The organism is Nocardioides sp. NPDC127503, from assembly GCF_040302165.1.
Lineage (GTDB): Bacteria > Actinomycetota > Actinomycetes > Propionibacteriales > Nocardioidaceae > Nocardioides.
Genome location: NZ_JBEORH010000005.1, coordinates 333,367 through 357,821, shown reverse-complemented (window position 1 = coordinate 357,821; position 24,455 = coordinate 333,367). Strand labels below are relative to the sequence as shown.

Annotated in this window: 26 protein-coding genes and 1 tRNA gene; 20 read left to right on the top strand and 7 right to left on the bottom strand. The window is 68.5% G+C overall.

What is annotated here, in order from left to right:
- The first annotated feature begins 5 nt into the window (after nucleotides 1-5).
- The 3 genes from ABTW65_RS14400 (at nucleotide 6) to ABTW65_RS14390 (ending at nucleotide 3,212) form a co-directional block, all read left to right on the top strand.
- Nucleotides 6-1,817 (top strand): PGAP1-like alpha/beta domain-containing protein, encoded by a 1,812-nt coding sequence (locus tag ABTW65_RS14400; protein WP_350661107.1) that lies wholly within the window; start codon nucleotides 6-8, stop codon nucleotides 1,815-1,817.
- Nucleotides 1,818-1,894: 77 nt separating this feature from the next.
- Nucleotides 1,895-1,968, top strand: a tRNA-Asp gene (locus ABTW65_RS14395).
- A gap of 509 nt (nucleotides 1,969-2,477) precedes the next feature.
- Nucleotides 2,478-3,212, top strand: coding sequence for a hypothetical protein (locus ABTW65_RS14390; protein WP_350661105.1), 735 nt, complete (start codon nucleotides 2,478-2,480; stop codon nucleotides 3,210-3,212).
- Between the two features lie 84 nt (nucleotides 3,213-3,296).
- Here the strand turns inward: ABTW65_RS14390 and ABTW65_RS14385 are convergent, their stop codons facing one another.
- Nucleotides 3,297-4,346 carry a hypothetical protein gene (locus ABTW65_RS14385; protein WP_350661102.1) on the bottom strand — a complete coding sequence of 350 codons (1,050 nt, stop codon included), beginning with the start codon at nucleotides 4,344-4,346 and terminating at the stop codon, nucleotides 3,297-3,299.
- A 282-nt stretch (nucleotides 4,347-4,628) separates the two neighbouring features.
- Between ABTW65_RS14385 and ABTW65_RS14380 the strand changes: the two genes are divergently transcribed.
- The gene (locus tag ABTW65_RS14380) at nucleotides 4,629-4,976 is read left to right on the top strand and encodes a WhiB family transcriptional regulator (RefSeq protein WP_350661100.1); all 348 of its coding nucleotides are present in this window, start codon (nucleotides 4,629-4,631) and stop codon (nucleotides 4,974-4,976) included.
- Between the two features lie 25 nt (nucleotides 4,977-5,001).
- Nucleotides 5,002-5,358 carry a metallopeptidase family protein gene (locus tag ABTW65_RS14375; protein WP_350661098.1) on the top strand — a complete coding sequence of 119 codons (357 nt, stop codon included), beginning with the start codon at nucleotides 5,002-5,004 and terminating at the stop codon, nucleotides 5,356-5,358.
- Here the strand turns inward: ABTW65_RS14375 and crcB are convergent.
- From crcB to ABTW65_RS14360, 3 genes are read right to left on the bottom strand one after another with little or no spacing between them, the layout of a single operon-like run.
- Nucleotides 5,355-5,723, bottom strand: coding sequence for a fluoride efflux transporter CrcB (gene crcB, locus ABTW65_RS14370; RefSeq protein WP_350661096.1), 369 nt, complete (start codon nucleotides 5,721-5,723; stop codon nucleotides 5,355-5,357). The two genes, ABTW65_RS14375 and crcB, sit on opposite strands and share 4 nt — an antisense overlap.
- Nucleotides 5,720-6,196 carry a fluoride efflux transporter FluC gene (locus ABTW65_RS14365; RefSeq protein WP_350661094.1) on the bottom strand — a complete coding sequence of 159 codons (477 nt, stop codon included), beginning with the start codon at nucleotides 6,194-6,196 and terminating at the stop codon, nucleotides 5,720-5,722. The genes crcB and ABTW65_RS14365 overlap by 4 nt, the downstream gene beginning before the upstream one ends.
- A 16-nt stretch (nucleotides 6,197-6,212) precedes the next feature.
- On the bottom strand, nucleotides 6,213-7,154 hold the full coding sequence (locus tag ABTW65_RS14360; protein ID WP_350661092.1) for an ATP-binding protein: 942 nt from the start codon (nucleotides 7,152-7,154) through the stop codon (nucleotides 6,213-6,215).
- A gap of 311 nt (nucleotides 7,155-7,465) precedes the next feature.
- Between ABTW65_RS14360 and ABTW65_RS14355 the strand changes: the two genes are divergently transcribed.
- The 6 genes from ABTW65_RS14355 to ABTW65_RS14330 all read left to right on the top strand — a co-directional run bounded on the left by ABTW65_RS14355 (nucleotide 7,466) and on the right by ABTW65_RS14330 (nucleotide 12,864).
- On the top strand, nucleotides 7,466-8,908 hold the full coding sequence (locus tag ABTW65_RS14355) for an NAD(P)/FAD-dependent oxidoreductase (RefSeq protein ID WP_350661089.1): 1,443 nt from the start codon (nucleotides 7,466-7,468) through the stop codon (nucleotides 8,906-8,908).
- 143 nt (nucleotides 8,909-9,051) lie between these two features.
- Nucleotides 9,052-9,891 (top strand): alpha/beta fold hydrolase, encoded by an 840-nt coding sequence (locus tag ABTW65_RS14350; RefSeq protein ID WP_350661087.1) that lies wholly within the window; start codon nucleotides 9,052-9,054, stop codon nucleotides 9,889-9,891.
- A complete protein-coding gene (locus ABTW65_RS14345; RefSeq protein WP_350661085.1) occupies nucleotides 9,888-10,838 on the top strand; it encodes a metal-dependent hydrolase in 951 nt (316 codons plus the stop codon). The genes ABTW65_RS14350 and ABTW65_RS14345 overlap by 4 nt, the downstream gene beginning before the upstream one ends.
- Complete coding sequence (locus ABTW65_RS14340; protein ID WP_350661084.1) at nucleotides 10,835-11,911, top strand: PDR/VanB family oxidoreductase; 1,077 nt, start codon at nucleotides 10,835-10,837, stop codon at nucleotides 11,909-11,911. The genes ABTW65_RS14345 and ABTW65_RS14340 overlap by 4 nt, the downstream gene beginning before the upstream one ends.
- A 61-nt stretch (nucleotides 11,912-11,972) precedes the next feature.
- On the top strand, nucleotides 11,973-12,506 hold the full coding sequence (locus ABTW65_RS14335; RefSeq protein WP_350661082.1) for a GNAT family N-acetyltransferase: 534 nt from the start codon (nucleotides 11,973-11,975) through the stop codon (nucleotides 12,504-12,506).
- A 79-nt stretch (nucleotides 12,507-12,585) separates the two neighbouring features.
- The gene (locus tag ABTW65_RS14330; RefSeq protein WP_350661080.1) at nucleotides 12,586-12,864 is read left to right on the top strand and encodes a hypothetical protein; all 279 of its coding nucleotides are present in this window, start codon (nucleotides 12,586-12,588) and stop codon (nucleotides 12,862-12,864) included.
- Nucleotides 12,865-12,870: 6 nt separating this feature from the next.
- Here ABTW65_RS14330 and ABTW65_RS14325 read toward each other — a convergent pair whose 3' ends face one another.
- Nucleotides 12,871-13,641, bottom strand: coding sequence for an IclR family transcriptional regulator (locus ABTW65_RS14325; protein ID WP_350661078.1), 771 nt, complete (start codon nucleotides 13,639-13,641; stop codon nucleotides 12,871-12,873).
- Nucleotides 13,642-13,710: 69 nt separating this feature from the next.
- On the opposite strand from ABTW65_RS14325, the gene ABTW65_RS14320 reads away from it, so the two are divergent.
- From ABTW65_RS14320 to dmpG, 3 genes are read left to right on the top strand one after another with little or no spacing between them, the layout of a single operon-like run.
- Nucleotides 13,711-14,514, top strand: coding sequence for a 2-keto-4-pentenoate hydratase (locus ABTW65_RS14320; protein WP_350661076.1), 804 nt, complete (start codon nucleotides 13,711-13,713; stop codon nucleotides 14,512-14,514).
- A 2-nt stretch (nucleotides 14,515-14,516) separates the two neighbouring features.
- Nucleotides 14,517-15,515 carry an acetaldehyde dehydrogenase (acetylating) gene (locus ABTW65_RS14315; protein ID WP_350661255.1) on the top strand — a complete coding sequence of 333 codons (999 nt, stop codon included), beginning with the start codon at nucleotides 14,517-14,519 and terminating at the stop codon, nucleotides 15,513-15,515.
- The gene (gene dmpG / locus ABTW65_RS14310; RefSeq protein ID WP_350661073.1) at nucleotides 15,512-16,540 is read left to right on the top strand and encodes a 4-hydroxy-2-oxovalerate aldolase; all 1,029 of its coding nucleotides are present in this window, start codon (nucleotides 15,512-15,514) and stop codon (nucleotides 16,538-16,540) included. Before ABTW65_RS14315 ends, dmpG begins: the two co-directional genes overlap by 4 nt.
- Before the next feature lie 25 nt (nucleotides 16,541-16,565).
- Here the strand turns inward: dmpG and ABTW65_RS14305 are convergent, their stop codons facing one another.
- Nucleotides 16,566-17,516, bottom strand: coding sequence for a ribonuclease Z (locus ABTW65_RS14305; RefSeq protein ID WP_350661071.1), 951 nt, complete (start codon nucleotides 17,514-17,516; stop codon nucleotides 16,566-16,568).
- Nucleotides 17,517-17,686: 170 nt separating this feature from the next.
- Here ABTW65_RS14305 and ABTW65_RS14300 point away from each other — a divergent pair, with 170 nt between their 5' ends.
- The 5 genes from ABTW65_RS14300 (at nucleotide 17,687) to ABTW65_RS14280 (ending at nucleotide 22,388) form a co-directional block, all read left to right on the top strand.
- The gene (locus ABTW65_RS14300) at nucleotides 17,687-17,929 is read left to right on the top strand and encodes a helix-turn-helix domain-containing protein (protein WP_350661069.1); all 243 of its coding nucleotides are present in this window, start codon (nucleotides 17,687-17,689) and stop codon (nucleotides 17,927-17,929) included.
- Nucleotides 17,913-19,157 (top strand): type II toxin-antitoxin system HipA family toxin, encoded by a 1,245-nt coding sequence (locus tag ABTW65_RS14295; RefSeq protein ID WP_350661067.1) that lies wholly within the window; start codon nucleotides 17,913-17,915, stop codon nucleotides 19,155-19,157. The genes ABTW65_RS14300 and ABTW65_RS14295 overlap by 17 nt, the downstream gene beginning before the upstream one ends.
- A 42-nt stretch (nucleotides 19,158-19,199) precedes the next feature.
- Nucleotides 19,200-19,613: a DoxX family protein gene (locus tag ABTW65_RS14290; protein WP_350661065.1), complete on the top strand. Its 414-nt coding sequence runs from the start codon at nucleotides 19,200-19,202 to the stop codon at nucleotides 19,611-19,613.
- On the top strand, nucleotides 19,610-20,671 hold the full coding sequence (gene mgrA, locus ABTW65_RS14285; protein ID WP_350661063.1) for an L-glyceraldehyde 3-phosphate reductase: 1,062 nt from the start codon (nucleotides 19,610-19,612) through the stop codon (nucleotides 20,669-20,671). The genes ABTW65_RS14290 and mgrA overlap by 4 nt, the downstream gene beginning before the upstream one ends.
- A 106-nt stretch (nucleotides 20,672-20,777) precedes the next feature.
- A complete protein-coding gene (locus ABTW65_RS14280) occupies nucleotides 20,778-22,388 on the top strand; it encodes an AbgT family transporter (RefSeq protein ID WP_350661061.1) in 1,611 nt (536 codons plus the stop codon).
- An 18-nt stretch (nucleotides 22,389-22,406) separates the two neighbouring features.
- Here ABTW65_RS14280 and ABTW65_RS14275 read toward each other — a convergent pair whose 3' ends face one another.
- A complete protein-coding gene (locus ABTW65_RS14275) occupies nucleotides 22,407-22,847 on the bottom strand; it encodes a DUF4440 domain-containing protein (protein WP_350661059.1) in 441 nt (146 codons plus the stop codon).
- Between the two features lie 98 nt (nucleotides 22,848-22,945).
- On the opposite strand from ABTW65_RS14275, the gene ABTW65_RS14270 reads away from it, so the two are divergent.
- Nucleotides 22,946-24,421 carry an amidase gene (locus tag ABTW65_RS14270; protein ID WP_350661057.1) on the top strand — a complete coding sequence of 492 codons (1,476 nt, stop codon included), beginning with the start codon at nucleotides 22,946-22,948 and terminating at the stop codon, nucleotides 24,419-24,421.
- The last annotated feature ends 34 nt before the right edge of the window (nucleotides 24,422-24,455 follow it).

Here is a 24,455-nt window from a genome sequence, read left to right as displayed (position 1 = left end):
CCGGCATGGGGGAGAATCGAGAGGTGGTCTCGCTCCTCTACCTTCACGGCGTCGGCAACGGCGACCCCCGCGACGCCTGGCGCCGCGCGCTGGACAGCTCGCTGCGGGCTGCCGGCTACCCGGGGCTCGACGAGGTCGAGGTGATCGCGCCGAAGTATCCCGACGTGCTCCGCACCGACGACGGCGACAAGACCATCAAGATCCCGCCGGTCACCGCGCCGAGGCTGAGTGCCGCCGACCAGCGGGACGTACGCCGCAGGGTCGAGCGCGCGACCGCCGAGCTCGAGTCGATCCTCGGCGAGCCCGTCCCCGCCTCGCCGGTCGGCGTCACCGACTCGCTGGCACCGATCGTGCTGCGCGTGCTCCGCCAGGCCCACAACTACGTGACCAAGCCAGGCATCCGGGCACGGACGCTGCGGATGGTCCTCGACGAGCTCCCCGAGGAGGGGGAGATCGTCATCGTCGGCCACAGTCTCGGCTCGATCATCGCGATCGACCTGCTGCGCCGGCTCCCGCCGAAGCTGACGGTCACCGGGCTGGTGACGATCGGCAGCCCGGCCGCCCATCCGAACCTCCACGAGGACTCCGATCGTCTCGAGATGAAGGCGCCGGTCGACCACGTCGGCTGGTGGGTCAACGTATGGAGCAACGGCGACGCGGTGACGGGGCTGCGCGGCATCTGGCGCCACTTCCCGTGGGCGCTCGACCTCCAGGTCGGGCTCGGCCTCGACCACCGCACCACCACCTATCTCCGCTCCAAGCCGGTCGCCACCGCGATCGGGCGCGGCCTGTTCGGCTCCCTCACCAAGGAGCTCGCGATCGTCGAGGGCACTCCCGACGTCGCCCTGAACTCGCTCGAGGTGCGCCTGGCGCTGTGGCTCGCCTATGCCCAGTTCCTCCGCGACCACCTCAAGGGCGCCACCCAGGAGCGCTTCGGCGCCGCCCTGCGCGTCGTCCAGCACGAGGTCCTCGAGCGTCTGCTCGAGAACTACCGCAACGACGGCGTACGCATCCCGCAACAGCTCCTCGACCTGCGCGTCTCACCAGACACACCCAGCGACCGGGATCTGCCCCGGCCCAAGCCGCTGACCCAGCTCTCCAAGGAGGAGGCCGTCCTCGCCCTGGTGGCGCTGGCGACCGCCAACCCGGTCCGGCCCTATGAGATCGACGTGCCCGACGACGTACGCCGCCAGGCATTCCACGACCTGACAGTGTGGATGGGGCTCGGGGGTGGGCTCGGCGAGAACCTGCACATCGCGATGCAGTCCGCTTCGAAGGCCGTCTACCCGGTCGACCAGTGGAAGCTGTGGGTCGGCATCGGCATCGGCGCGGCCGTGCTGGTCGCCGGACCGATCGGGCTCGCCCTCGCCGCCCCCGCCGGGCTCGCCGGGGGAGCGGCGATCATCGGCGCGCTCTCCGCCTTCGGCCCCGGCGGGATGGTCGGCGGACTCGTCACCGCCGGTGCGATCACCACCACCGGCGCCGGCACCATCGCCGCCACCCTCGTCTCCAGCTCGTCCACCGCCGAGGACGTCGAGGTCACCGTCATCCAGCTCCTCACCGCCGCGATCCTGCGCTCCCGCGAAGGCCTCGAGCAGGACCTCGGGGTCTGGCTCGCGATGTCCGAGATCCAGCGTCAGACCGGGCGCGAGGTCGCCCGGCTCGCGGCGTACAGCGACGAGAAGGCCCCCGGCGTCGAGGCTCTCCGGCGCAAGGCCCGCGCGGCCGAACGGGCCATGGCCTACATGGTCAAGAACCGGCTCGTCGCGGGCCTCACCGACGAGGAACCCAAGGGCGAGGAGCCCTTCGAGGAGTAGGACCCCTCCCCGATTGTGAATCCCCCTCACCCATGGGCTATGTTTTTCCCGTTGCCGCACACAGCGGAAACAAACAAGGCCCTGTAGCGCAGTTGGTTAGCGCGCCGCCCTGTCACGGCGGAGGTCGCGAGTTCAAGTCTCGTCAGGGTCGCGGAACGAATCAGAGAGGGCGTGTGTCGCAGAAATGCGACCACGTCCTCTTCGTTATTTACATGGCGCGCTCCGCGCGCGGCGGGGGATATCCCCCGCGCCCCCTTAGGTTTTTTCGGGGGAGCGTTCGCTCTTGCGGGGGCCGATCTCGTGGAGATCCTTCGGCTTGCGCTGGCTTGGGGCTGTGGCTGGAGAGGCTTGTTTCTTCCGGTGTGACTTGTGGGTCGGGTGTTGTTCCCGGAGCGGGGGACACGCCGGGGTGTGGCGAGCGCGGGGGGCCTCGAGCGTGGGAGGGTGGTCGTCCTGCTTCGGCAGGAGTCTCGGGCCAGAGGTCGTTTGATCTCACCCCCGGTTCGGGCCGTTCGTCCCTGTGGGATATAAGCCGATTTGGCGGTAACGTGCGGGCTGCTGTCCTCTCGTGAGAGGATTCTGCCGCTTGTGTCGACGTCGCAATTCGGCAGGGCACGGGGGAACGACTAAGACGTTCGGTATTCAGGAGGCAACACCACCATGTCGTCGTACTACCCGCATCGGCCGCCCCATGCGGCGAGTGCGGACGAGCTTGCGTCACGGATGCAGACGAACGGTGCCTACCGCACCCCGGCCGCCCCCGCGCAGCAGCAGCCCCCCGCCCTTGGTTGGGACCAGCGTCCGCAGCAGTCTCAGGCCCAGCCTCAGTACCAGGAGCCGGCGATCCAGCAGCCGGCCGTGATGGCGCAGACCACCGGAACGCACTGGCCGCAGTTCGTCAACAACAACCGCCTCATCGGCGCGCTCGTTGCCGGCTTCGGTGCCACCCAGCTCGCCACGATGTTCGGCTACTGGATCTACGGCCTCGGCATCATGGAAGGCCCGCTGGACTTCGCGTTCTTCAACGGCGTCATCCTGACCCCGAACGCCACCGCCAACGAGGCCGGCTTCGCCGTCTCGCAGTGGTTCGCCGGTATGGGCTTCCACTACTTCAACGGCATGGTCTTCGCGCTCGCCTACGCTCTGGTGATCTTCCCGTGGCTCGGCAAGACCCACACCACCTCGAGCAACCTCGCGCGTTCGCTCGGCATGGGCATGTTCCTCGCCACCGCTTCCTGCGGCTGGTGGATCCCGGCCCTGCACCCGGAGGACGTCATCGGCGTCGACCCGGGCTTCTTCTCGATCAACCTCGGATGGGGCACCGTCCTGGGTGTCTACCTGTGGCACCTCGTCTGGGCGGTCGCACTCGGCCTGTTCTTCAACCCGCAGGACTGATACCCCGCTTCACGCACGAGAGCCCCAGCCGATCGGCTGGGGCTCTCGTCGTATGTAGAAGCAGATCTCGTACGCCGCGACCGACTACTCGGGCCAGGCGTCGAAGACCTGGCCACCGTTGGTGGTCAGGTGGTTGTGCAGCTGCTCGCCGGCAGCGGCGTCGCGCAGCGTACGAAGCACGAGGCGGCGCCGGTCGGACGGGTTGGCCGTCGGCGGTCCCGGGGTCAGCGCCATGGTCTCGGTGACCCGGTCGGCCAGCAGGCGCAGGTGGCTGCGCTCGCCACCGGCGTAGATGACGTGGGTGTGCTCCAGCGGGGAGGCCCACAGGATGTTGCCCTCGACGACGATCAGGCGTGACTCGGTGGCCATCACCTTCATCTCGACGTCGGTCATGTTCTGGATCATGTCGGCCCCGGCGAGGATCGACTCGCCCTCGTGCAGGAAGGCGGGGAGCGCGTGGGCGAGGTTGGCCTCGATCATCGCGGCCTCCTCGCGGGCACGCTGCTGAGCTCCCTGCTGACCGACGTACGGGCCGTTGCCGACGGTGCGCTGGGCACCCGTGTTCGGCGCCTGGCCGTAGGAACCGGTGTTGGTGCCGTACGCGCCCTGGTTGGGGTAGTAGGAGCCTGTGTTCGGGTAGGAGCCCGGGTTCGGGTAGGACCCCGGGGCCGGCGCGACGCCGTAGTTGTTGGGCGGCGCGGTCTGGCCGTAGGGGGTGCCGGTGCCGTACTCACCACCCCAGCTGGCGTCGACGTTCACCTGCGCGCCGGCGGCTCGCGCGGCGTAGTCGAGGGTCGGGAAGAAGTCGTGGAAGGCGTCCTTGTCCCGGATCTTCATCGTCGTGGAGTAGGACGATCCGGGGACCAGTGCCTCGATGATGAAGTCGCCCAGGCTGGGCGGGGGAGGGACGCCGATGAAGGTGAGGACGGCCAGGTTGACGGAGAAGACGCGCTCGTGGAACTCGAACATCACCCGGCGGTCGGTCAGGAAGGCGTGACCCGAGGCGTTCCCCTCGTGGGGGAACTTGACCGCGACCCGCGCCCACTGGACCTCACCGGGCTGCAGCAGGGACTTCACCAGAAGCCAGTCGCGGGTCTCCGAGGCGATGGCCCGGCTGTTGGGATCATGCGCCATCCGTCGGTGAAAATCCTCCACCGGTCGGTGGCCCACGGTGATGGACGCCGAGGCCCTTTTCATTGAGCGCATGTTCGCAAACCCTAGCCCTTCCTCCCTCTAGTGTGGACAGTTTGTACCAGCAGGGTCGCGATGTTGTGGAATCCCCTGATGTAGATGACAGCTCAACTCTGCGTGGCGGCTCCAAGCACCTACCTATTGACAGAAAACTGACAGGCCATCAGACCACCCTCTTCGGTGGGTATCCCTGACGACGGGGATCAGCGAGGGGATGGGGCTGTGATGACTGGTTCGCCTGTGGCGACGGCAAGAGAGACGACCGGCGTGCACTGGAGCGAGCTGCCGTGCGCGATCGAGGACGGCGACCTGTGGTTCGCCGCGACCAGCACGGATGCGGACCGCGCCAAGGAGCTGTGTCGTACGTGTCCGCTGCAGCGCTCCTGCCTGCAGGGCGCGATCGCCCGGCAGGAGCCGCACGGCGTGTGGGGTGGCGAGGTCTTCTACGAGGGGATCGTCGTCGCTCGCAAGCGCACCCGCGGCCGCCCGCGCAACGGCGAACTCCACCAGCGGGACATGGAGCGCCAAGCTCGTGCAAATCTGCGGAAAAACACGTCAGTGGGAGCGGCGTAGCCTGTCACCCGGCAGAATGTCCCCTGTGGGGATTGAGATAAGCCCAGAGCGCTTCGACGAACTAGTGGAACAGGCGCTCGACGCCATTCCGGATGAGCTCGCCGCTCAGGTGCACAACCTCGTCGTGCTCGTCGAGGAGTGGCCGCCCGAGGGCGAGCCTCGAGACACCCTCGGTCTCTACGACGGCGTTGCGCTGACCGACCGCAACGACCTCTACGGCCTCACGCTGCCGGACCGGATCTTCATCTTCCGCCAGCCTCTCCAGCAGATGTGCGTGGACGAGATCGACCTGGCCGCCGAGATCCGCATCACCGTCGTCCACGAGATCGCCCACCACTTCGGCATCGACGACGAGAAGCTCCACCAGCTCGGCTGGGCCTAGAACGTAGATCCGATCAGCCAACCGAGGCTGACCGCGGCGGTCCCGACGGCGAGGGAGCCGAGGACGTTCAGCGCGGCTGATCGCCACCGGCCGTTCTCGGCCAGGCGGACGGTCTCGTAGGAGAAGGTCGAGAACGTCGTCAGGGCCCCGCAGAAGCCGGTGCCGGCCACGGTGAGCACCCACCCGGGAAGTACGCCGCTCGCGGCCGCCCCGGCCAGCAGGCCGAGCACGAGCGAGCCGACGGCGTTGACCACCATCGTCCCCCACGGGAAGTCCGCGCCGGTCCACTCCTTGACGTAGAGGTCGGTCAGGTAGCGAGCCGGAGCGCCGATCGCGCCGCCGAGCACCACCAGGAGCGCGGTCATCGGTCCCCTCCTCGGCCCTGATCGGGGGCAGGGTCGGGTTCGAGGTCGGGGTCGATGCCGTCGACCACGACCTCTCGGCCACTGTCGAGCACGACCACCCGGCCGAGCGTCAGCCCGAGCCAGGCGGCTCCGATCCCGGCGACGACCGAGGCGAGCAGGTAGAGCATCGCGAGTGCGGGCGCATGCCCGACCAGGACGTACGTCTCGAGCTCATAGGTCGAGAAGGTGGTGTAGCCGCCGAGCATGCCGACCCCGAGGAACGGGCGGAGGTAGCGGGTCTGGGACCACGGGCCCAGGACGAAGGCCATCAGCACGCCCAGCAGCAGGCAGCCGGAGACGTTGGTGAGGAAGGTCGCCCAGGGCCAGGAGTGGCCGCCGTGGGGGAGGACCGTGGTGAGGCCCCAGCGGGCCAGCGAGCCGAGCGCTCCGCCGGCAGCGATGGGGGCGAGCAGGTCGCCATGCTCACGCAGCACGCGGACAGCGTACGGGTTAGCGAAGCCCGGTCATGTGAGCCGCGCTCCACCTGGTGGGGCGGCCGCCGGCGGCCTGGGTGAGGTATTCGCCGAGGAACCAGCGCTGGAAGGTGACCTGCTCGGGCGAGCGGGCCAGGACCAGCAGCCGCTCCTGGCGGCAGAACTCGTCGATGAGGTCGAGCATGTCGAGGAAGCGGCGCATCGTCTCGGCCGCGGACCGCGGCATGCGTACGTGCAGGTCCGCCGTCTCCCGGTCGCGGCCCGAGCTCGACCCGATCACCCCGGAGAGCTGGCCGTGGCCGAGGCCGTCGAGGAGCTGGCGCTCCAGCGAGCCGAACAGGGCCGAGAGGCTGGCGGCGAGGGGGTAGTCATTGGCGTGGGCGAGCGAGAGGAGGCGTACTTCGCGCCGCAGCTCGCGGAAGTGATGCTGGAAGCCCTTGTAGAGGGCGAGAGGTACGCCGAGGATGCTGACCTCGACCGCCTCGGAGCCGAGGCGCTCGGGCCTCGGGGGTGCGCCGGGAGGTCCGGTGATCACGCCCTCGACGCCGTCACCCTCGTCGATCTCGGCTGCCGGGGTGAACCAGACGGTCTTGCCGGACACGTCGATGTCGGCGCCCCAGGCCTCCGAGACGCTGGCCACGATCGAGAGGCCGCGCCCGACCGTCAGCAGGACCTCGTCCTCGTCGTCGAGGGCGAGCGGGACCGGCAGCAGTGGCGGCTCGGTCGAGCCGTCACGGATCTCGACGCGGGGGTGGTCGACGGTGCCGCGCATCCGGATCGTGACCGGTGCCGTGCCGTGGAACAGCGCGTTGGAGACCAGCTCGGAGACCCCGTACTCGGCGCAGTCGACGAGGTCGGTGCGCTCGATCTCCTCGCAAGCCGCTCGGACCCAGACGCGGGCGTCCTGAACGGCGCGGGAACCGGTGCGGAGCAGGAGAGCTGGCCGGCTCAACGGCATGTTCTCCTCCTCCGATCTCGCGGGTCGGGACACACGGTCTCGTTGTGTGGTGTTCGTTGAAAGAATTTTCCGCACTTGAAGGTGTCTGATCCGGGCCATGGACCACTAGGGCACAAGGTCCCGGTCGCCCTCACAGATTAAAGTCAAGGGGTTCCGGCGGGGCGACGGACACGCGGTCGGAACGCATACTCGGCGGCCGTCCGGCAACTGTGACGAAGTAGTCGCGCCCGGGAATGAACAGATCCGCCGGAATGGTTCAGAATATGAGGTGGAACGTTCAAAAGGTCTCGTTTGAGGTAGGGGATTAGTCAATGTCAGCGGACCAGGCAAAGCACCGGGTCGTCATCATCGGTTCCGGCTTCGGGGGTCTTTTCTCCGCGAAGGCGTTCAAGGGCCGCGACGACGTCGAGGTGACCTTGATCGCGAAGACGACCCATCACCTGTTCCAGCCGCTGCTCTACCAGGTGGCGACCGGGATCCTCTCGCAGGGCGAGATCGCCCCGCCGACCCGAGACATCCTGCACCGGCAGAAGAACGCCACGGTGCTGCTCGGCGAGGTGACCGAGATCGACACCGAGGCCAAGAACGTCTCGGCGCAGGTGCTCAACCAAGAGATCAATGTCGAGTACGACTCGCTGATCGTCGCTGCCGGCGCCGGCCAGTCCTACTTCGGCAACGACCACTTCGCCGAGTTCGCCCCCGGCATGAAGTCGATCGACGACGCGCTCGAGCTGCGTGGCCGCATCTTCGGTGCCTTCGAGATCGCCGAGCTGACCGCCTCGCGCGGCGAGCCGATCGGCGACCTGCTCACCTTCGTCGTCGTGGGTGCCGGCCCGACCGGTGTGGAGATGGCCGGCCAGATCGCCGAGCTGTCCAACCGGGTGCTGAAGAACGACTTCACCCACATCTCCTCGGAGAAGGCGCGAGTCGTGCTCGTCGACGCGGCCCCGCAGGTGCTGCCGCCGTTCGGGGAGAAGCTCGGTGCCAAGGCGGAGCAGGCGCTGGAGAAGGCCGGTGTCGAGGTCGTCCTCGGTGCGATGGTCACTCACGTCGACGAGTTCGGCATCGAGATGAAGTTCAAGGACGGCAGGACCGAGCGGATCGGATCGATCGCGAAGATCTGGGCCGCCGGCGTCCAGGCCTCCGAGCTGGGCAAGACGCTCTCGAAGCAGACCGGCGCCGAGCTCGACCGCGCAGGTCGGATCGCCGTCAACCCCGACCTGACCTTGCCGGGTCACCCCGAGATCTTCGTGGTCGGCGACATGATCAGCCTCGACCACCTTCCCGGTGTCGCGCAGGTCGCGATCCAGGGCGGCAAGCACTCGGCCAAGACGATCAAGGCCCGTCTGAAGAACAAGCCGGAGCCCGGCAACTTCAAGTACTTCGACAAGGGCTCGATGGCCACCATCTCCCGCTTCAACGCGGTCCTGATGATGGGCAACTTCAAGCTGACCGGCATCCTCGCCTGGTTCGGCTGGCTGGTCGTCCACCTGGCCTACATGACCGGGTTCCGCAACCGGCTCACCGCGACGCTGCACTGGATGATGTCGTTCATCGGCAAGGACCGCTCCGAGCGCACCACAACCATGCAGCAGATCTTCGCCCGGGAGGCGCTCGAACGTGTCCCAGGCGGCATGGCCGCTCTCATCGACGACCCTGCCGATGTCGCTCTGCAGGTCGAACGCCGCCGCAAGGAGCTCGAGGAGCAAGCCGCCGAGGAGTCGCGCCTGGCCGACTCCCACAGCGCCTCGTAGTCACCGCTTCCTGACCGACCCGCCGCAGACCTTGTCTGCGGCGGGTCGGTCCATTTCCGGGATCCAAGACCGGTGCTTGCTATTGTTCGCGGACACGGTGTCTCATTAAACTGTTGGTGAGCGCCTGCGACGGAGGAGGACACGTGACCGAGGTGACCAAACGGCTGGTCGAGACCACCGACGGGCTTACGCTCGCGGTCTACGAGCAGGGATCGGCCGATGCCGAGACCGTGGTACTCATCCACGGCTACCCCGACAACCACTCCGTCTGGGACGGGGTCGCGAAGGTGCTTGCTGAGCGCTTCCACGTCGTCGCCTATGACGTACGCGGCACGGGGGAGTCGGGGGTTCCCGACTCGACCGCCGGCTACCGGCTGGCGCAGCTCTCCGCGGACTTCAAGGCGGTCATCGACGCCGTCTCGCCCGACGCGCCGGTGCACGTCGCGGCGCACGACTGGGGCTCGATCCAGACCTGGGAGTCGGTGACCGACCCGGCCCTGAGCAGCCGGATCGCGACGTACGTGTCGATCTCCGGGCCTGACCTCGGGATGGCGACCACGTGGCTGCGTGAGCGGTCGCACCCCAAGAGCTCCCTGCGACAGTTGGCCCACTCCTGGTACGTCTTCGCCTTCCAGCTGCCGCTGCTGCCCGAGGCGATGGTGCGCTCGGGGCTGCTCGCCAAGTTCGTCGGCGGCGAGGAGCGACCGACGAAGGACCAGGTCAACGGGGTCGAGCTCTACCGGGCCAACTTCCTCGGCAAGCTGCTCCGCCCGGAGCCGCGGCCGACCGACGTGCCGGTGCTGGTGATCGCCCCGCGCGACGACGCCTACGTGACGGTGCCGCTGCAGACCGAGGCACCCCGGGCGTACGCGACATCGCTGGTCACACAGGTCATCGACGGCGGACACTGGGTGGTGGCCGCGGATCCGGAGCTGGTCGCGGGCGAGATCGCGGCCTTCATCGAGAAGGAGCGTGTGCGATGAGCAAGGAGACGAAGGAGAGCAAGCGCGGGCACGAGCCGGCCAAGGTGGCCCTCCACCCGCGGAACGTGAAGTTCGACTGGAGCAAGCTGCCGCTGGTCTGGATCCCGGGCGAGGTCTTCGCCTCCCACTACGTCAACGTGCTGCACCTGCTGCTTCCCGAGGGCGAGCGCTGGTTCGTCAAGGTGTTCTCCGAGATCCTGCCGCTGATCGAGGACGACCAGCTGCGCGAGGACGTGATCGGCTTCATCGGCCAGGAGGGCGTGCACGCCGCCGCCCACCAAGAGGTGCAGGACTACTTCACCGACAACGGGCTCGACGTACGTCCGTTCGCGGCCGAGATCGAGGCGCTGTTCCGCAAGATCCTGGGCGACCGTGACCTGACCGGCCGGGCCAAGGAGGAGTGGCTGATCGAGCGTGCCGCGATCATTGCCGGCCTCGAGCACCTCACCGCGGTCCTCGGCAACTGGGTGCTCAATTCGCCGGCGCTCGACGAGGCCGGTGCCGACGAGACGATGCTCGACCTGCTGCGCTGGCACGGTGCCGAGGAGGTCGAGCACCGCAACGTGGCCTACGACGTCTTCCAGCACGTCGACGGGCGCTACCTGCGCCGGGTCCGCTCCTACCTGCTCGGCGGCACCGCGTTGCTCGTCCTGTGGTGGCGAGGCGCGGGCTACCTGATGGACAACGACCCCACCCCGCTCGATCCTGCACAGCCTGATCCGGCGAAGCGGCCGAAGGCAGGGTTGTTCCAGCTGATCGACGCCGAGCGCCGTGGGCTGGTGCCCGGTGTCGTACGCATCGGATGGGCGACCTGGAAGTTCTTCCTGCCCAACTACGACCCGTCCAAGGAGGGCTCGACCGCCCAAGCGGTGAGCTACCTGGCCAAGTCTCCGGCGGCGCTGCGGGCCGACGCCATCGCGGAGGCACAGATCGCGGAGGGCCAGTGAGCAAACCGGCGCACTACACGGTCCCGGACATCCCCGGCTCGCGGCTCTACCGGGGCTTCGAGGCGATCGTCGGGGGCTACTGGACCAAGGCCGCCTACCGTTCCTGGCGGCGCCGCAAGCCGCTCGGCCGGATCGACCGCGACCTGCACGTACGCGTCAGCCGGATCGACGAGGAGGGCCTCGACGTCAGGGCGATCTGGTTCGAGCGCGAGGATGGCAGCGAACTGCCTGCCTGGGACCCGGGCGCGCACGTCGACGTGGTGCTGCCCAGCGGCCGGCTGCGGCAGTACTCGCTCAACTCCGACCCCGACGACCTGTCCGCCTACCGGATCAGTGTGCGCCGGATCGATCCGTCGGCCGGTGGGGGTCTCGGGTCCGTGGAGGCTCACCACCTCTCGGTCGGTGACCGGCTCGTCCTGAAGGGGCCGCGCAACGCCTTCCCATTCGTCGACTCGCCCGCCGGCTACCTCTTCGTCGCCGGTGGCATCGGGATCACCCCTATCCTGCCGATGCTGCGCGACGTGGTGCGGCGAGGCGTGCCGTACGAGTTCGTCTACACCGGCCGCTCGCGCGAGACGATGCCGTTCCTCGCGGAGATCCGAGAGATCGTCGGCGACCACGAGATCCAGCTGTGGCCTGACGACGAGATGGGCATCCCGGATGCCGCCAAGATCATCGCGCTGGCGCCGGAGGGCGCCGCGCTCTACTGCTGCGGGCCGATGCCGATGATCGACGCGATCCGCGCGCAGATCCCCGACCCGCAGATCGACACGCTGCACTACGAGCGGTTCTCGCCGCCGCCGGTGCTCGGCGGCCGCCCGTTCCGGGTACGCCTCGAGGACTCCGACGTCGAGGTGCAGGTCGGCGCCGAGGAGTCGGCGCTGACCGCCGTGCGCCGGGTGCGGCCGACCCAGGCGTACTCCTGTCAGCAGGGCTTCTGCGGCACCTGCCGGGTGCGGGTCCTGGAGGGCGAGGTCGAGCATCGCGACCACGCGCTGGCCGACTACGAGCGTGACGGCCACATGATCCTGTGCGTCTCACGCGCGAAGGGGACCGTGGTCATCGACGGCTGAAGCCCGGTCGTCCGGAGTTAACGGTTTGTCCCGGTGGGCCGTGGGCTGGTCTGCTTGCGCCATGACAGCACTTGCCTCCCCCTCGCTCGATCTCTACGACTCCTGGGCGGCCACCGTCGTCGAGTTCGACGGGGCGCACCTGGACGGCGCCTCGATCCCCGACGAGGAGGCCTCCGACGTGAGCCGGGAGGCGTGTGAGCGGGTGGTCGCGAGGACTTCGCGGGACCGGGACGTCTCGTTGCCGCCGGCTGCCGGACGGGTGCATGCCTCGGCCTTCTGGATCACCGACGACGGCGACGTCGTGGGGTTCATCCAGCTGCGGCACGCGCTCAACGAGTTCCTCGAGAACGTGGGCGGGCACATCGGCTACTCGGTGCGGCCCTCGTCCCGTCGCCAGGGGCACGCCCGGCGAGCGCTGGGCCTGGTGCTCGACGAGGCCCGGGCGCTGGGCATCGAGCGCGTCCTGATCACCTGCGACGAGGACAACGGTGCCTCGGCGCGCACCATCGAGTCCCAGGGCGGCGAGCTCCAGGACGTCATCGACGCTGCTGCGTACGGCTACGGGCTCACCCGGCGCTACTGGATCAAGCTGTGAGCGAGCGCCAGCGAGCGACCATCGAGTACGTCACGCGGCCGCCTTCGTATTCTGGCGCTTGCGCTACGGAGGTGGCCGCGTGAGCGAAGACAGTGTCGCCACTGAGGGTGAGGTGGAGTGGGCGCTGGCGGGTGATCCCGCCGCGCCCGCCACGCTGGTCGAGGAGGTGCTGACGGCGCTGCGCACCACCGGACGAACGCCCGAGGTGGGCGTCGACGTGCTGCGGGCCGCTGCCTTCAAGCTGGTCTCCGAGGACAGGCTCGACGAGGTCGGGCGGGGTTGGCTGGAGCTTCTCGACGCGGTCCGGGCACATCCCGACGCTTCGTTGGCCGACCTCCCGCCGGCCCGCACCGACTGATCCGCCTCAGCTCGACAGGGAGCGGCGGCGGGAGACGAGGCTGGAGAGGCCCTGGGCAGCGGCCCGGACGATGGTCACCTGAGCCTCGGGGCGGAAGCGGCTGACCGGGCCGGTGATGCTGATCGCGGCCAGCGCCTTGTCGCCGCCCTCGGCGAGGACCGGGGCCGCGATGCACTGCAGCCCGATGGCCGACTCCTCGCGCTCGAAGGCGACGCCGTTCTCGAGCACGGCGCCGAGCTGTCGCTCCAGCAGTCCGGGCGCGACGATCGTGTGGGGCGTACGTCGTTCGAGCGGGCTGCTGAGGACCTCCTGCTGCACCTCCGGGTCGGAGAAGGCGAGCAGGACCTTGCCGATGGCGGTGCAGTGGACAGGCATCCGCCCGCCCGGCCGGGAGGGTGACTTCGCCTGGCGGTGGCCGCCGATCTTGGCGACGTAGACGACGTCGTGCCCCTCGCGTACGCCCAGGTGGACGGTCTCGTGGGTGCGCTCGTAGAGGTCCTGGAGGAACGGCATAGCCAGCTCCAGGAGCGAGCGCTCGACCGAGGCGCGCATGCCGAGCTCGAAGAGGCCGCCGGAGAGGCGGTAACCGAGGTTGGTGCGGTCCAGGAGCCGATTGGTGACCAGGTCGCCGGCGACGCGGTGGGTGGTCGCCTTGGGGAGTCCGGTGCGGCGGACCAGCTCGGCCAGCGAGAGCACCTGGTCGTCGACCGTGAAGGCTCGCAGGATGGTCACCGCCTTGCCGAGCACGGTGTCGAGATCGGCAGGCTCGTGTGGCATGAGATCACCGTACCGGTCAGCGGGACGCCTACCCCGCTTCTTTCGCCCATGTGCTGAGACCGTGGGGATATGAACGAAGTGACCTCTCCGTCCGATGCTGCAGTCGATGCCGCGGCAGATCGGCTGCTGACCGCCTCGGTGACCGGCACCCCCGTGCCGCCGATGCGGGACCTGCTGGACGCGACCGACCTGAAGACTGCGTACGCGATCCAGGAGCGCCTCACCGCCACCCGGCTCGCAGGCGGGGCGAAGATCGTGGGCCGCAAGATCGGGCTCACCTCCAAGGCGGTGCAGGAGCAGATCGGCGTGGACACCCCCGACTTCGGCGTGCTCTTCGACGACATGGCGTACGCGTCCGGGGACGTGATCCCTGACGGCGCCATCCTGCAGCCGCGGGCCGAGGCCGAGATCGCCTTCGTGCTGGCCGCTGACCTGGCCGACGGTGACCTCTCCTATGACCAGGTCAGGGAGGCCATCGACTACGCCGTCGCCGCGATCGAGATCTGCGGCAGCCGGATCGCGGACTGGAAGATCGCCTTCGGCGACACCGTCGCGGACAACGCCTCCGCGGGGGCCTACGTCCTCGGGACCGAGCGCAGGGGGCTGGACGAGTTCGAGCCCAAGGACGTCTCGATGTCGATGTCGATCGACGACGAGGAGGTCTCGACCGGCACAGGTGTCGCCTGCCTGGGTGACCCGGTCAACGCCGTCCAGTGGCTGGCTCGCTATGCCCGCGACTTCGGTGAGCCGCTGCGCGCCGGCCAGCTCATCCTCTCCGGCGCGCTCGGCCCGATGCGGCCGATCGCCCCGGGCAACACCGTTCGTTCCACCGTGTCGGGCCTCGGCTCGGTGGCCTTCAGCGTAGGGAAGTGACCATGCCAGTGGAAAGCACAGCCAAGACCAAAGTGGCGATCATCGGGTCGGGCAACATCGGCACCGACCTGATGATCAAGGTGATGCGTACGTCGCAGCACCTGGAGATGGGCGCGATGGTCGGCATCGACCCGTCCTCCGACGGGCTCGCCCGGGCGGAGCGGTTCGGCTTCGCGACGACCGCCGACGGGGTCGAGGGCCTGATCGGGCTGCCCGGGTTCGACGACATCGAGATCGTCTTCGACGCGACCTCGGCCAAGGCACACGTCGCCAACGCGGCCGCGCTGGAGCCCTACGGCAAGCGGCTGATCGACCTCACCCCCGCGGCGATCGGGCCGTACGTCATCCCGGCCGTCAACATCGACGAGCACATCGACGCACCGAACGTGAACATGGTGACCTGCGGCGGGCAGGCGACGATCCCGATCGTGGCCGCGGTCGCGCGGGTCGTGCCGGTCGCCTACGGCGAGATCGTCGCCTCGATCTCGTCGCGCTCCGCCGGTCCCGGCACCCGGGCCAACATCGACGAGTTCACCGAGACCACCTCGGGAGCGATCGTGCAGGTCGGCGGTGCCAAGCGCGGCAAGGCGATCATCATCCTGAACCCGGCCGAGCCGCCGCTGATCATGCGCGACACCGTGTATGCGCTGGTCGAGGGCGGGTCGCGCTCCCTGGAGGAGCTGACCGCGGAGATCACCGAGTCGGTCGAGAAGATGGTCGGTGACGTCGCTGCGTACGTCCCCGGCTACCGGCTCAAGCAGAAGGTGCAGGTGCAGGAGATCCCCTCGGATCAGCCGGTCGAGACCTTGCTGGCCGAGGGCGAGACGACCCGGCCCACCCATCAGGTGTCGGTGTTCCTCGAGGTCGAGGGCGCCGCGCACTACCTCCCTGCGTACGCGGGGAACCTCGACATCATGACCTCGGCCGCGCTGCAGATGGCCGAGCTCGTTGCGGTAGCGACAAAATCGCAGAGCGCCGCTTCCAAGGAGGCCACCAAGTGAGCACGCCCATCTACGTCCAAGAGGTCTCGCTGCGCGACGGCATGCATGCCGTACGTCACCGGATCACGCCAGAGGACGTCAAGCGGATCGTCATCGCCGCCGACGAGGCCGGCGTCGACGCCATCGAGGTCGCCCACGGCGACGGCCTGACCGGCGGCTCGGTCAACTACGGCCCCGGCTCCAACAGCGACTGGGAGTGGATCGAGGCCGCGGCCTCGGTCATCAAGAACGCCCGCCTGACGACCTTGCTGCTTCCCGGTGTCGGCACCATCCACGACCTCAAGCGGGCCTACGACCTCGGCGTCCGGTCGGTGCGGGTCGCGACCCACTGCACCGAGGCCGACGTGTCGGCCCAGCACATCGCCGCCGCGCGCGAGATGGGGATGGACGTCTCGGGCTTCCTGATGCTCTCGCACATGGCCCCGGCCGAGCAGCTCGCCGAGCAGGCGAAGCTGATGGAGTCCTACGGCGCGCACTGCGTCTATGTCACCGACTCCGGCGGCCGGCTGACGATGAACGACGTACGCGACCGGGTCCGCGCCTACCGATCCGTGCTCGATGACGAGACCGAGATCGGCATCCACGCCCACGAGAACCTCTCGCTGTCGGTTGCCAACTCGGTCGTCGCGGTCGAGAACGGCGTCTACCGCGTCGACGCCTCGCTCGCCGGTCACGGCGCCGGTGCCGGCAACTGCCCGATCGAGGCGTTCATCGCGGTCGCCAACCTGTCGGACTTCAAGCACAACTGCGACCTGTTCAAGCTCCAGGACGCCGCCGACGACATCGTCCGCCCGCTCCAGGACCGCCCCGTCCGCGTCGACCGCGAGACCCTCACCATGGGCTACGCCGGTGTCTACTCGTCCTTCCTTCGCCACGCCGAGAACGCGAGCGCCCGCTACGGCGTCGACACCCGCGACATCCTCATGGAGTGCGGCCGCCGGGGCCTGGTGGGCGGCCAGGAGGACATGATCGTCGACATCTGCCTGACCAAGCTCGCGGAGCAGGAGGCGACGGCCGGCGCCTGACCGGCTCGGCCGACGAACGTGGGAGCTATCTCCGGGGAGGAACAGGCACCTGGTCGAGGTCGCGCGCGATGGTGAGCTGACCGTCGTACGCCTTGCGCGCCTCGGCCTCGAAGACCCGCTCGAACTCGCCGTCGCCGGAATCGGGGTAGCGCTGCGAGAAATGAGTGAGGACGAGGTGGCGTACGCCGGCAGCAGCCGCGATCTCGGCTGCCTGTAGCGCGGTGAGGTGACCGTACTCGGCAGCAAGGTGGCGATCGGTATCGAGGAAGGTGGACTCGATGACCAGCAGATCGACGCCGTCCGCGAGCTCGCCGGCGGCGTCGCAGGACCGGGTGTCCATCACAAAGGCCATCGACTGTCCCGGGCGCGGAACGGTCACATCTGCCAGCCGTACGACGCGGCCGTCCAGCTCGATCACGCCGTCCCGTTGCAGTCGGCCGACGGCAGGTCCGCTCAGACCCGCCTCGGTGAGCTTCGTGGTGTCGAAGGAGCGGGCATCGGGCTCGTCGAGTCGATAGCCATAAGCCTCGATGGTGTGGTCGAGACGTCGTGCGGTGAGCGTCGTGCCGGACTCGCCGGGGAGCCGGTCCAGGGTTCCATCAGCCACGAGACCTTGAAGCGCCAACTGCTCACGGTGGTGGAAGGCGGTCGAGTCGCACAGGTTCCGCACCCATTGCTCCCCGGAAGCCGGGAAGGAGATCGGCACCACGCGAGGTGAACCGTCGAGGCTGATCCGTTGCACCACACCGGCCAGACCGAGGCTGTGGTCACCATGAAGATGGGTGATCGCGATCCGGGTGAGATCCGAGGCGGCGACGCCGGCATGCGTCATCTGCCGTTGAGTGCCCTCGCCGGGGTCGAACAGGATCGTCTCGTCGTCCCAGTGGAGTACGTAGCCGTTGTGGTTTCGGCGCTTGGTCGGCACCTGGCTCGCCGTGCCGAGAACGACCAGCTCGCGGGCAGAGGTGCGTGGCAAGATTGGGATCCTTTGTCGTGGTGAAGCCGTTGCGGACAACACTAGGTCGCTCGCCGCTCGCGGTGCGATGGGTTTCGGGCGACGGAAGTATCGCGATTTCACGATAAGCCGCGTGTATCGTGAAATCGCGATACAGTGGTGCTATCGCGATTTCACGATAGGAGACCGGCGTGACGAGGACGAGCCTGCGGGTACCGGCCGACTTCGGGCTTGCTCTTCAGCAGGCTCGGTTGGCGCGTGGAATGACTCAAGCCGATCTTGCCGGTGAGGTCGATGTCCCGCAGAGCACCATCAGCGAGATCGAGGCCGGGAAGTCGACGATCTTCATGCGCCGTCTTCTGGACCTGATGCAGGCGACCGGAGTCGAGCTCACCGCGACCTGGGAGGACGAGGCAGATGCGCCTCGCCGTTGAGCTCTACGGGACCGTCGTGGGCGGCCTGACCGGTCAGCCCGCGACGTACGACTTCGTCCCGAGCGCCGAAGGGATCGATCGCTTCGGCGCCAACAGCCTGATCCTGTCGGTCGTTGCACCGCTGGTCGGCATCTCGCGCAAGCACCAGGCCGCCCGCCGCCGCAACTGGTTCGGCGAGCTGCTCCCGGAGGGCGACCAGTACGACTACATGCTGCGGCAGGCTGGGTTGCGACGCGGGGACACGCTCGGATTCCTTGCCCGCTACGGACGTGACGTCGCCGGTGCGCTGCAGATCTGGGATCTCGACGACCCGACCGAGCCGAAGACGCCATCGCGTCGACCGGTCGATGACGTGCAGATCAGGCGTCTGCTCGAGGACCCGGTGGGGTCACCGCTCGCCAACGAGTCGTTGCTCGGCAAGTCTTCGTTGGCAGGTGTGCAGCCGAAGGTGGTTCTCGTGCGCGACGGTGCCGGATGGGCGCAATCGCTGGGTGGATACCCGACCACACACATCATCAAGCCGATGCTGGAGCGACGTCCGAGCGTGGTCTTCGATGAGGAGTACGGCGCCCGAATCTCGCGTGCCTTGGGTCTCGCCGAGCACAGTGCATGGATCGACGACTTCGACGGTCTGTCGGCACTCGTCATCGAACGCTTCGACCGGGCTGCTGGAGCACGGGTTCATCAGGAGGACTTCAGCCAGGCACTCGGTGCCTCGGGCGACCAGAAGTATCAGGAGTACGGCGGCCTCGTGAGCCTGCGACGGATCGCCGACACCTTGCAGCGGACCACTCGGTCCTCCGACCTGGTCAACCTGGCGCGGATGGTCGTTCTCGCCGTCGCGATCGGCAATCTCGACATGCACGCCAAGAACCTCGGCATCCTCCACCCGCTCGACGACGAACCTCGGCTCGCGCCGGCGTACGACGTCGTGCCGCAGTCTCACCTGTCAGGGATCGACGGGAGGATGGCGCTCGCTGTGAACGGAAGCTACCGGCACGCCGGCCTAGCGGCCTCGGACCTCAAGGCCGAGATCGCGAAGTGGGGCGTACGTCGTGCCGACCGCATCGTCGATGACTGTCTTGCCGAGATCGCTGAGGTGGTCGCGAAGGAGACTCCGTTGTCCGGTGCTCACCTCGCGCTTCAGGAGGACATCGCAACCTTCACGGAGAACCTGCGGGAGGGAAGGCCGGTAGGGCGACCGGGGAGTTCTGAGGCCACTGGGTGACTCGGCGGCTCCCACGTTGGGCGAGCGTGACAGAGTCGTCCCGTGAGCACTGAATCTTCTTCCTCGCGGCTCGATCTGCCGCTGGCCGGGTTGGCCGCACTGTTCCTCGGGTCGGGGACCCTGCATCTGGTGAGGCCGCAGGTGTTCGAGCCGATCGTGCCGTCGGCGCTGCCGGATGCGCGCAAGGTGGTCGAGGTCTCCGGGGTCGCGGAGATCGTCTGCGGTCTGGGGCTGCTGCACCCGAAGACCCGCCGGATCGCGGGGCTCGCGAGTGCCGCGCTGCTGGTGGGTGTGTTCCCGGCGAACGTGCAGATGAGTGTCGACGCGGGGAAGCGGGCGAACCGGAAGCGGACCCCGAAGTCGGCCGGTTTCTTCGCCGGTACGGTCGCGCGGCTGCCGCTGCAGTGGCCGATGATCAAGGTGGCGCTGCGCGCCGGAAAGGGGACCGGGGCATGACGTACGTTCCTGCGGAGTCCCGTTACGACGCGATGCAGTATCGGCGGACCGGCAACAGTGGCCTGGATCTGCCGGCGGTCAGCCTCGGGCTGTGGCACAACTTCGGTGACGACCTGGCGTTCGAGCGGCAGCGGGCGATCCTGCGTACGGCCTTCGACGCGGGCATCACCCACTTCGACCTGGCCAACAACTACGGTCCGCCCTACGGCTCCGCCGAGGAGAACTTCGGCCGCCACCTGCGCGAGGACTTCGCCGGGCTGCGCGACGAGCTGGTGATCTCGACCAAGGCCGGCTGGGACATGTGGCCGGGGCCGTACGGCAAGATCGGCGGCTCGCGGAAGTACCTCATCTGCAGCCTCGACCAGTCGCTGAAGCGGATGGGGCTCGACTATGTCGACATCTACTACCACCACCGCCCCGACCCCAGCACGCCGCTGGAGGAGACGATGGGCGCCCTCGACCAGATCGTGCGGTCCGGCAAGGCGCTCTACGTCGGGCTCAGCTCCTACTCCTCGGCGCTGACCCGTGAGGCGGCGGCGATCCTGCGCGATCTCGGTACGCCGCTGCTGATCCACCAGCCGTCCTACTCCATCCTCAACCGCTGGCTCGAGACCGACGGCCTGTTGGACACGCTCGACGAGGTCGGGGCCGGTGCGATCTCCTTCTCGCCGCTGGCGCAGGGCATGCTGACGAACAAGTACCTCGGTGGTGGCGGCATCCCGGAGGACTCGCGCGCCGCCAAGGCCCGCTTCCTGACCCCGGAGGCGCTCACCCCCGAGACGCTCGCCGGCATCGAGTCGCTCAACGCCCTCGCCGTCGACCGCGGCCAGACCCTCGCCCAGATGGCGCTCGCCTGGGCGCTACGTGATCCGCGGATGACCTCGGTCGTCATCGGCGCCTCCCGCCCCGAGCAGGTGACCGACTGCGTCGGCGCGCTCTCCGGCCCGGAGTTCACCACCGAGGAGCTGGCCAGGATCGACGAGTACGCCGCTTCCACCGGCATCGACCTGTGGAAGCGCGACCGCGTCGAGGGCGACCACCGCGAGATCTTCAACTGACCAACGGCCCCACCACATCGCGCCGGCCCGCGACGCTGATTTGCTAGCGTCGCGGGGCCTTCGTTGTTGCAGGCGACCCCACGCTCCGACTCGGTAGGAGAGCTGTATGTCCGCAACCACTGAACAGAACGCATCGACGCGAGGCGACCGGGTGCTCGCCTGGGTCGAGAGGACCGGCAACAAGCTGCCGGACCCGTTCATCCTGTTCCTGATCCTGTTCCTGGTCGTCGGGGTGATCTCGACGCTCCTGGCCGCCATGGACACCCAGGTGACCCTCCCCGGCGCCGACGAGCCGCTCGTGATCAACGGGCTCTTCACTGCCGAAGGGTTGACCTGGCTCACGGTCAACATCGGCGCGAACTTCATCGGGTTCCCGCCGCTGCTGACCGTGGTGACGATCCTGCTCGCCGTGACGGTCGCGGAGCGGACGGGGCTCCTGGCGGCGGCGATCCGCCTCACCCTGGCCTCCGCGCCGCGGTGGCTGCTGCCGTACGCCCTCGGGGTCGTCGGCGTCACCGCGAGCGTGATGGCGGACGCGTCGATGATCGTCATCCCGCCGCTGGCCGCCGCGGTGTTCAAGGCCGCCGGGAGGCACCCGATGGCGGGGCTCGTCGGTGGGTTCGCCGCCACCGGCGCCGGTTACTCGACCAGCCTCGTGGTGACCAGCCTGGACGCGCTCTTCTCCGGGATCACCAACTCCGTGACCGCGACGCTCCCCGACCCGGGTGCCGCGGTGACGCCGGTCTCCAACTACTACTTCAACGTCGCCTCGGCGATCGTGCTCGCGCTGGTCGCGGGCTTCATCATCGACCGGGTCCTCGAGCCTAGGATGGTCCGCCAGAACGTACCGACCGACGAGGTCGACGGCGACGCGGACGACAGCTTCCAGAGCAACGACGAAGAGGTCGCTGCGGCCCTGAGGAGCCACCGTCAGCCGCTGGATGCCCAGCTCACGCCGCAGGAGCGCAAGGCGCTCCGGGCCGCGATCGCGACCGGCACTGTCATGGCGGTCGCGATGGTCCTGGCAGTGCTCCCACAGGGCTCGCCCTGGCGCAACGACGACGGGAACTTCCTGCCGGAGTCCGCGCTGATGGACTCGATCGTCTTCATCACCTTCGTGCTCTTCCTCGCCCCGGGGATCGTCTACGGATTCGTCGCGGGCACCCTGAAGACCGCCGCCGACGTGCCGAAGGTGATGGGTGAGGGGATCAAGGAGATGGCACCGTTCCTGGTGCTGGCGTTCATGCTCGGGCAGTTCATCGCGCTGTTCAACTGGTCCAACGTCGGTCCCGCGCTCGCGAAGGTCGGCGCCGACGGGCTGCAGGCCACCGGCCTGACCGGCTTCCCGGTGATCATCGGCTTCATCATCCTGTGCTCGATCCTGAACCTGTTCATCATCAGCGGATCGTCGATGTACACGATCATGGGCGCGGTCTTCGTGCCGATGTTCGCGCTGATCGGCTTCGAGCCCGGCTTCACCCAGGCCGCCTTCCGCATCGGCGACAGCGCGACCCAGGTGATCACTCCGATGAACCCCTACATGTTCGTCGTGCTGATGATGATCAGGAAGTACGAACCGGCAGCAGGTCTCGGCACCCTGATCTCCCGCACCCTTCCGTTCGTGGTCCCGTTCTGGGTCGCCTGGCTGCTGGTGCTGGTGGTCTTCTACTTCGCCGGGCTCGACGTCGGGCCGGGAGTCAGCCCACGGATGGACTGAAATGCCCTAGCCTGGCGATCAACCGTCACGCTCGTCGTCCCAGGCGGCAGAGCTGATCCGCCAGCCGTCGTCGGTGCGTACGAACGACATCGTCTTCATGCCCCGGCCGGTGTGGATCTCGCCTCCCGCGCGCCAGCGTTTGCCGTAGGCGCCCCACCAGTGGGCAACGTCGCCGAAGACATCGATGCGGCCGGGCTCCGGCCACTCCTCGAACTCGGCGATCTCGCCGCTGGTCAGTAGCGCGAGGCGCGGGGCGATGAAGGACTCGACGTCGTAGACCTCGACCGGCAGCCCGCACGTGCGCACCACGGTCGCGCCGGGAAGCATGATCCGGCGCAGATCGTCCAGGCGTGCGGCCGCGTCCGGTCCTGAGGTGAAGGCGGAGAAGAACGCTTGCACCAGGGCCTCGATCGCGGTCGCGTCCGCCTTCGAGGCGGCTTCGCCGATAGTGATGGCCATGCCCGGAAACATAGCCACGCACCCCGGAAGTGGCACCTCATTTGGATCGACTGACTCACATCGGCCCGCATGGCCCGTCTGACGGCTAACCTGCGCTCATGCGGGTCGATGAGTATCTGACGTACGACGCCACCGGGCTGGCGCAGCTGATCGCTGCCAAGGAGGTGACCGCGGCCGAAGTGCTGGCCGCGGCGCGGGAGCGGGCAGAGGCAGTGAATCCGCGGATCAACGCGATCGTCGCGGACATCCCCGAGGCCGACGCCCAGGTCGCCGGCGACGGCCCGAGCGGGCCGTTCGCCGGGGTGCCGTTCCTGGTGAAGGACCTGGCTCAGGAGTACCAGGGGCACCCGACGACCTACGGCTCGCGGTCACTCGTCGGCGACGTCGCCGAGGAGCACTCCTACTTCACCCAGAGCGCCCTGGACGCCGGCCTGGTGATCTTCGGCAAGACGAACACCCCGGAGTTCGGGTCGAAGGGGATCACCGAGCCGGAGCTGTTCGGCGCCGCGCGCAACCCGTGGAACACCGACCACACGCCCGGCGGCTCCTCGGGCGGCTCCGGTGCGGCCGTCGGCGCCGGGATCGTCCCAGCCGCCGGCGCCAACGACGGCGGCGGCTCGATCCGGATCCCGGCGGCCTGCAACGGCCTGGTCGGGCTCAAGACCACCCGCGGTCTGCTGCCTTTGGGCCCGCAGAGCCTGGATGCCTCCAACGGCTTCGTCGTCCAGGGCGTGGTGACCCGCACGGTCCGCGACGCGGCCGGGCTCTACGACGCACTCGTCGGTGACCAGCCGATGGCGATGATCCACGCACCGCACCCCGGTGCGGCCTTCTCCGAGGCCATCGCGAGCCCGCCGCGCAAGCTCCGGATCGGGTTCACCTCGACGTCCTCCATCACCGCCCCCGACCCGGAGGCGATCGCGGCCGTCGAGGATGCGGCCAAGGCGCTGGAGGCGCTCGGCCACGACGTCGAGGAGGTCGAGGCGCCCTACGACGCCGCCGAGCTCGGCCGCGACTTCCTCACCATCTGGTTCGCCTCCGCCGCTGCCGAGGTCGCCGAGGCCAAGCTCCGCGTCGGAGCCAAGAACGCCGACTTCGAGGCCGACACCCTGGCCGTGGCCGAGCTCGGCCGGGCCGGGGGAGTGGTCGCCGTCGAGCTCGCGCACATCAACCGCCGCAACCACGTACGCCGCCTGAGCGGGTTCCACGAGACGTACGACCTGCTGCTCACCCCGACGCTGGCGAAGCCGCCGCTGAAGGTCGGCCAGCTGACCACGCCCAAGGCGCTCCAGACCGCGGCACGGGTGCTGCACAAGGTGCACGGCGGGAAGGTCATGCGCGCGACCGGGATGATCGACCAGCTGGTCGACGAGAACCTCGGCTGGGTGCCCTACACCCAGCTCGCCAACATCACCGGACGCCCGGCGATCTCGGTGCCGACCTATCGGACCGCCGCCGGTCTGACGCTGGGCATCCAGCTCTCCGGGCAGCTCGGTGACGACGGCCTGCTGCTGCAGGTCGCTGCTCAGCTGGAGCAGGCGAAGCCGTGGGCGGAGCACTGGCCGACGCTCTGAGACCGGAGCTGAGTCCGGCGACGTGAAAGAAAAT

Bases quoted from the DNA above. Each gene is read 5' to 3' on its own strand.
- ABTW65_RS14400 (WP_350661107.1), top strand. From the start codon at position 6: ATGGGGGAGAATCGAGAGGTGGTCTCGCTCCTCTACCTTCACGGCGTC.
- ABTW65_RS14390 (WP_350661105.1), top strand. From the start codon at position 2,478: ATGTCGTCGTACTACCCGCATCGGCCGCCCCATGCGGCGAGTGCGGAC.
- ABTW65_RS14385 (WP_350661102.1), bottom strand. From the start codon at position 4,346: ATGGCGCATGATCCCAACAGCCGGGCCATCGCCTCGGAGACCCGCGAC.
- ABTW65_RS14380 (WP_350661100.1), top strand. From the start codon at position 4,629: ATGACTGGTTCGCCTGTGGCGACGGCAAGAGAGACGACCGGCGTGCAC.
- crcB (WP_350661096.1), bottom strand. From the start codon at position 5,723: ATGACCGCGCTCCTGGTGGTGCTCGGCGGCGCGATCGGCGCTCCGGCT.
- ABTW65_RS14360 (WP_350661092.1), bottom strand. From the start codon at position 7,154: ATGCCGTTGAGCCGGCCAGCTCTCCTGCTCCGCACCGGTTCCCGCGCC.
- ABTW65_RS14355 (WP_350661089.1), top strand. From the start codon at position 7,466: ATGTCAGCGGACCAGGCAAAGCACCGGGTCGTCATCATCGGTTCCGGC.
- ABTW65_RS14345 (WP_350661085.1), top strand. From the start codon at position 9,888: ATGAGCAAGGAGACGAAGGAGAGCAAGCGCGGGCACGAGCCGGCCAAG.
- ABTW65_RS14335 (WP_350661082.1), top strand. From the start codon at position 11,973: ATGACAGCACTTGCCTCCCCCTCGCTCGATCTCTACGACTCCTGGGCG.
- ABTW65_RS14325 (WP_350661078.1), bottom strand. From the start codon at position 13,641: ATGCCACACGAGCCTGCCGATCTCGACACCGTGCTCGGCAAGGCGGTG.
- ABTW65_RS14320 (WP_350661076.1), top strand. From the start codon at position 13,711: ATGAACGAAGTGACCTCTCCGTCCGATGCTGCAGTCGATGCCGCGGCA.
- ABTW65_RS14315 (WP_350661255.1), top strand. From the start codon at position 14,517: ATGCCAGTGGAAAGCACAGCCAAGACCAAAGTGGCGATCATCGGGTCG.
- ABTW65_RS14295 (WP_350661067.1), top strand. From the start codon at position 17,913: ATGCGCCTCGCCGTTGAGCTCTACGGGACCGTCGTGGGCGGCCTGACC.
- mgrA (WP_350661063.1), top strand. From the start codon at position 19,610: ATGACGTACGTTCCTGCGGAGTCCCGTTACGACGCGATGCAGTATCGG.
- ABTW65_RS14280 (WP_350661061.1), top strand. From the start codon at position 20,778: ATGTCCGCAACCACTGAACAGAACGCATCGACGCGAGGCGACCGGGTG.
- ABTW65_RS14275 (WP_350661059.1), bottom strand. From the start codon at position 22,847: ATGGCCATCACTATCGGCGAAGCCGCCTCGAAGGCGGACGCGACCGCG.
- ABTW65_RS14270 (WP_350661057.1), top strand. From the start codon at position 22,946: ATGCGGGTCGATGAGTATCTGACGTACGACGCCACCGGGCTGGCGCAG.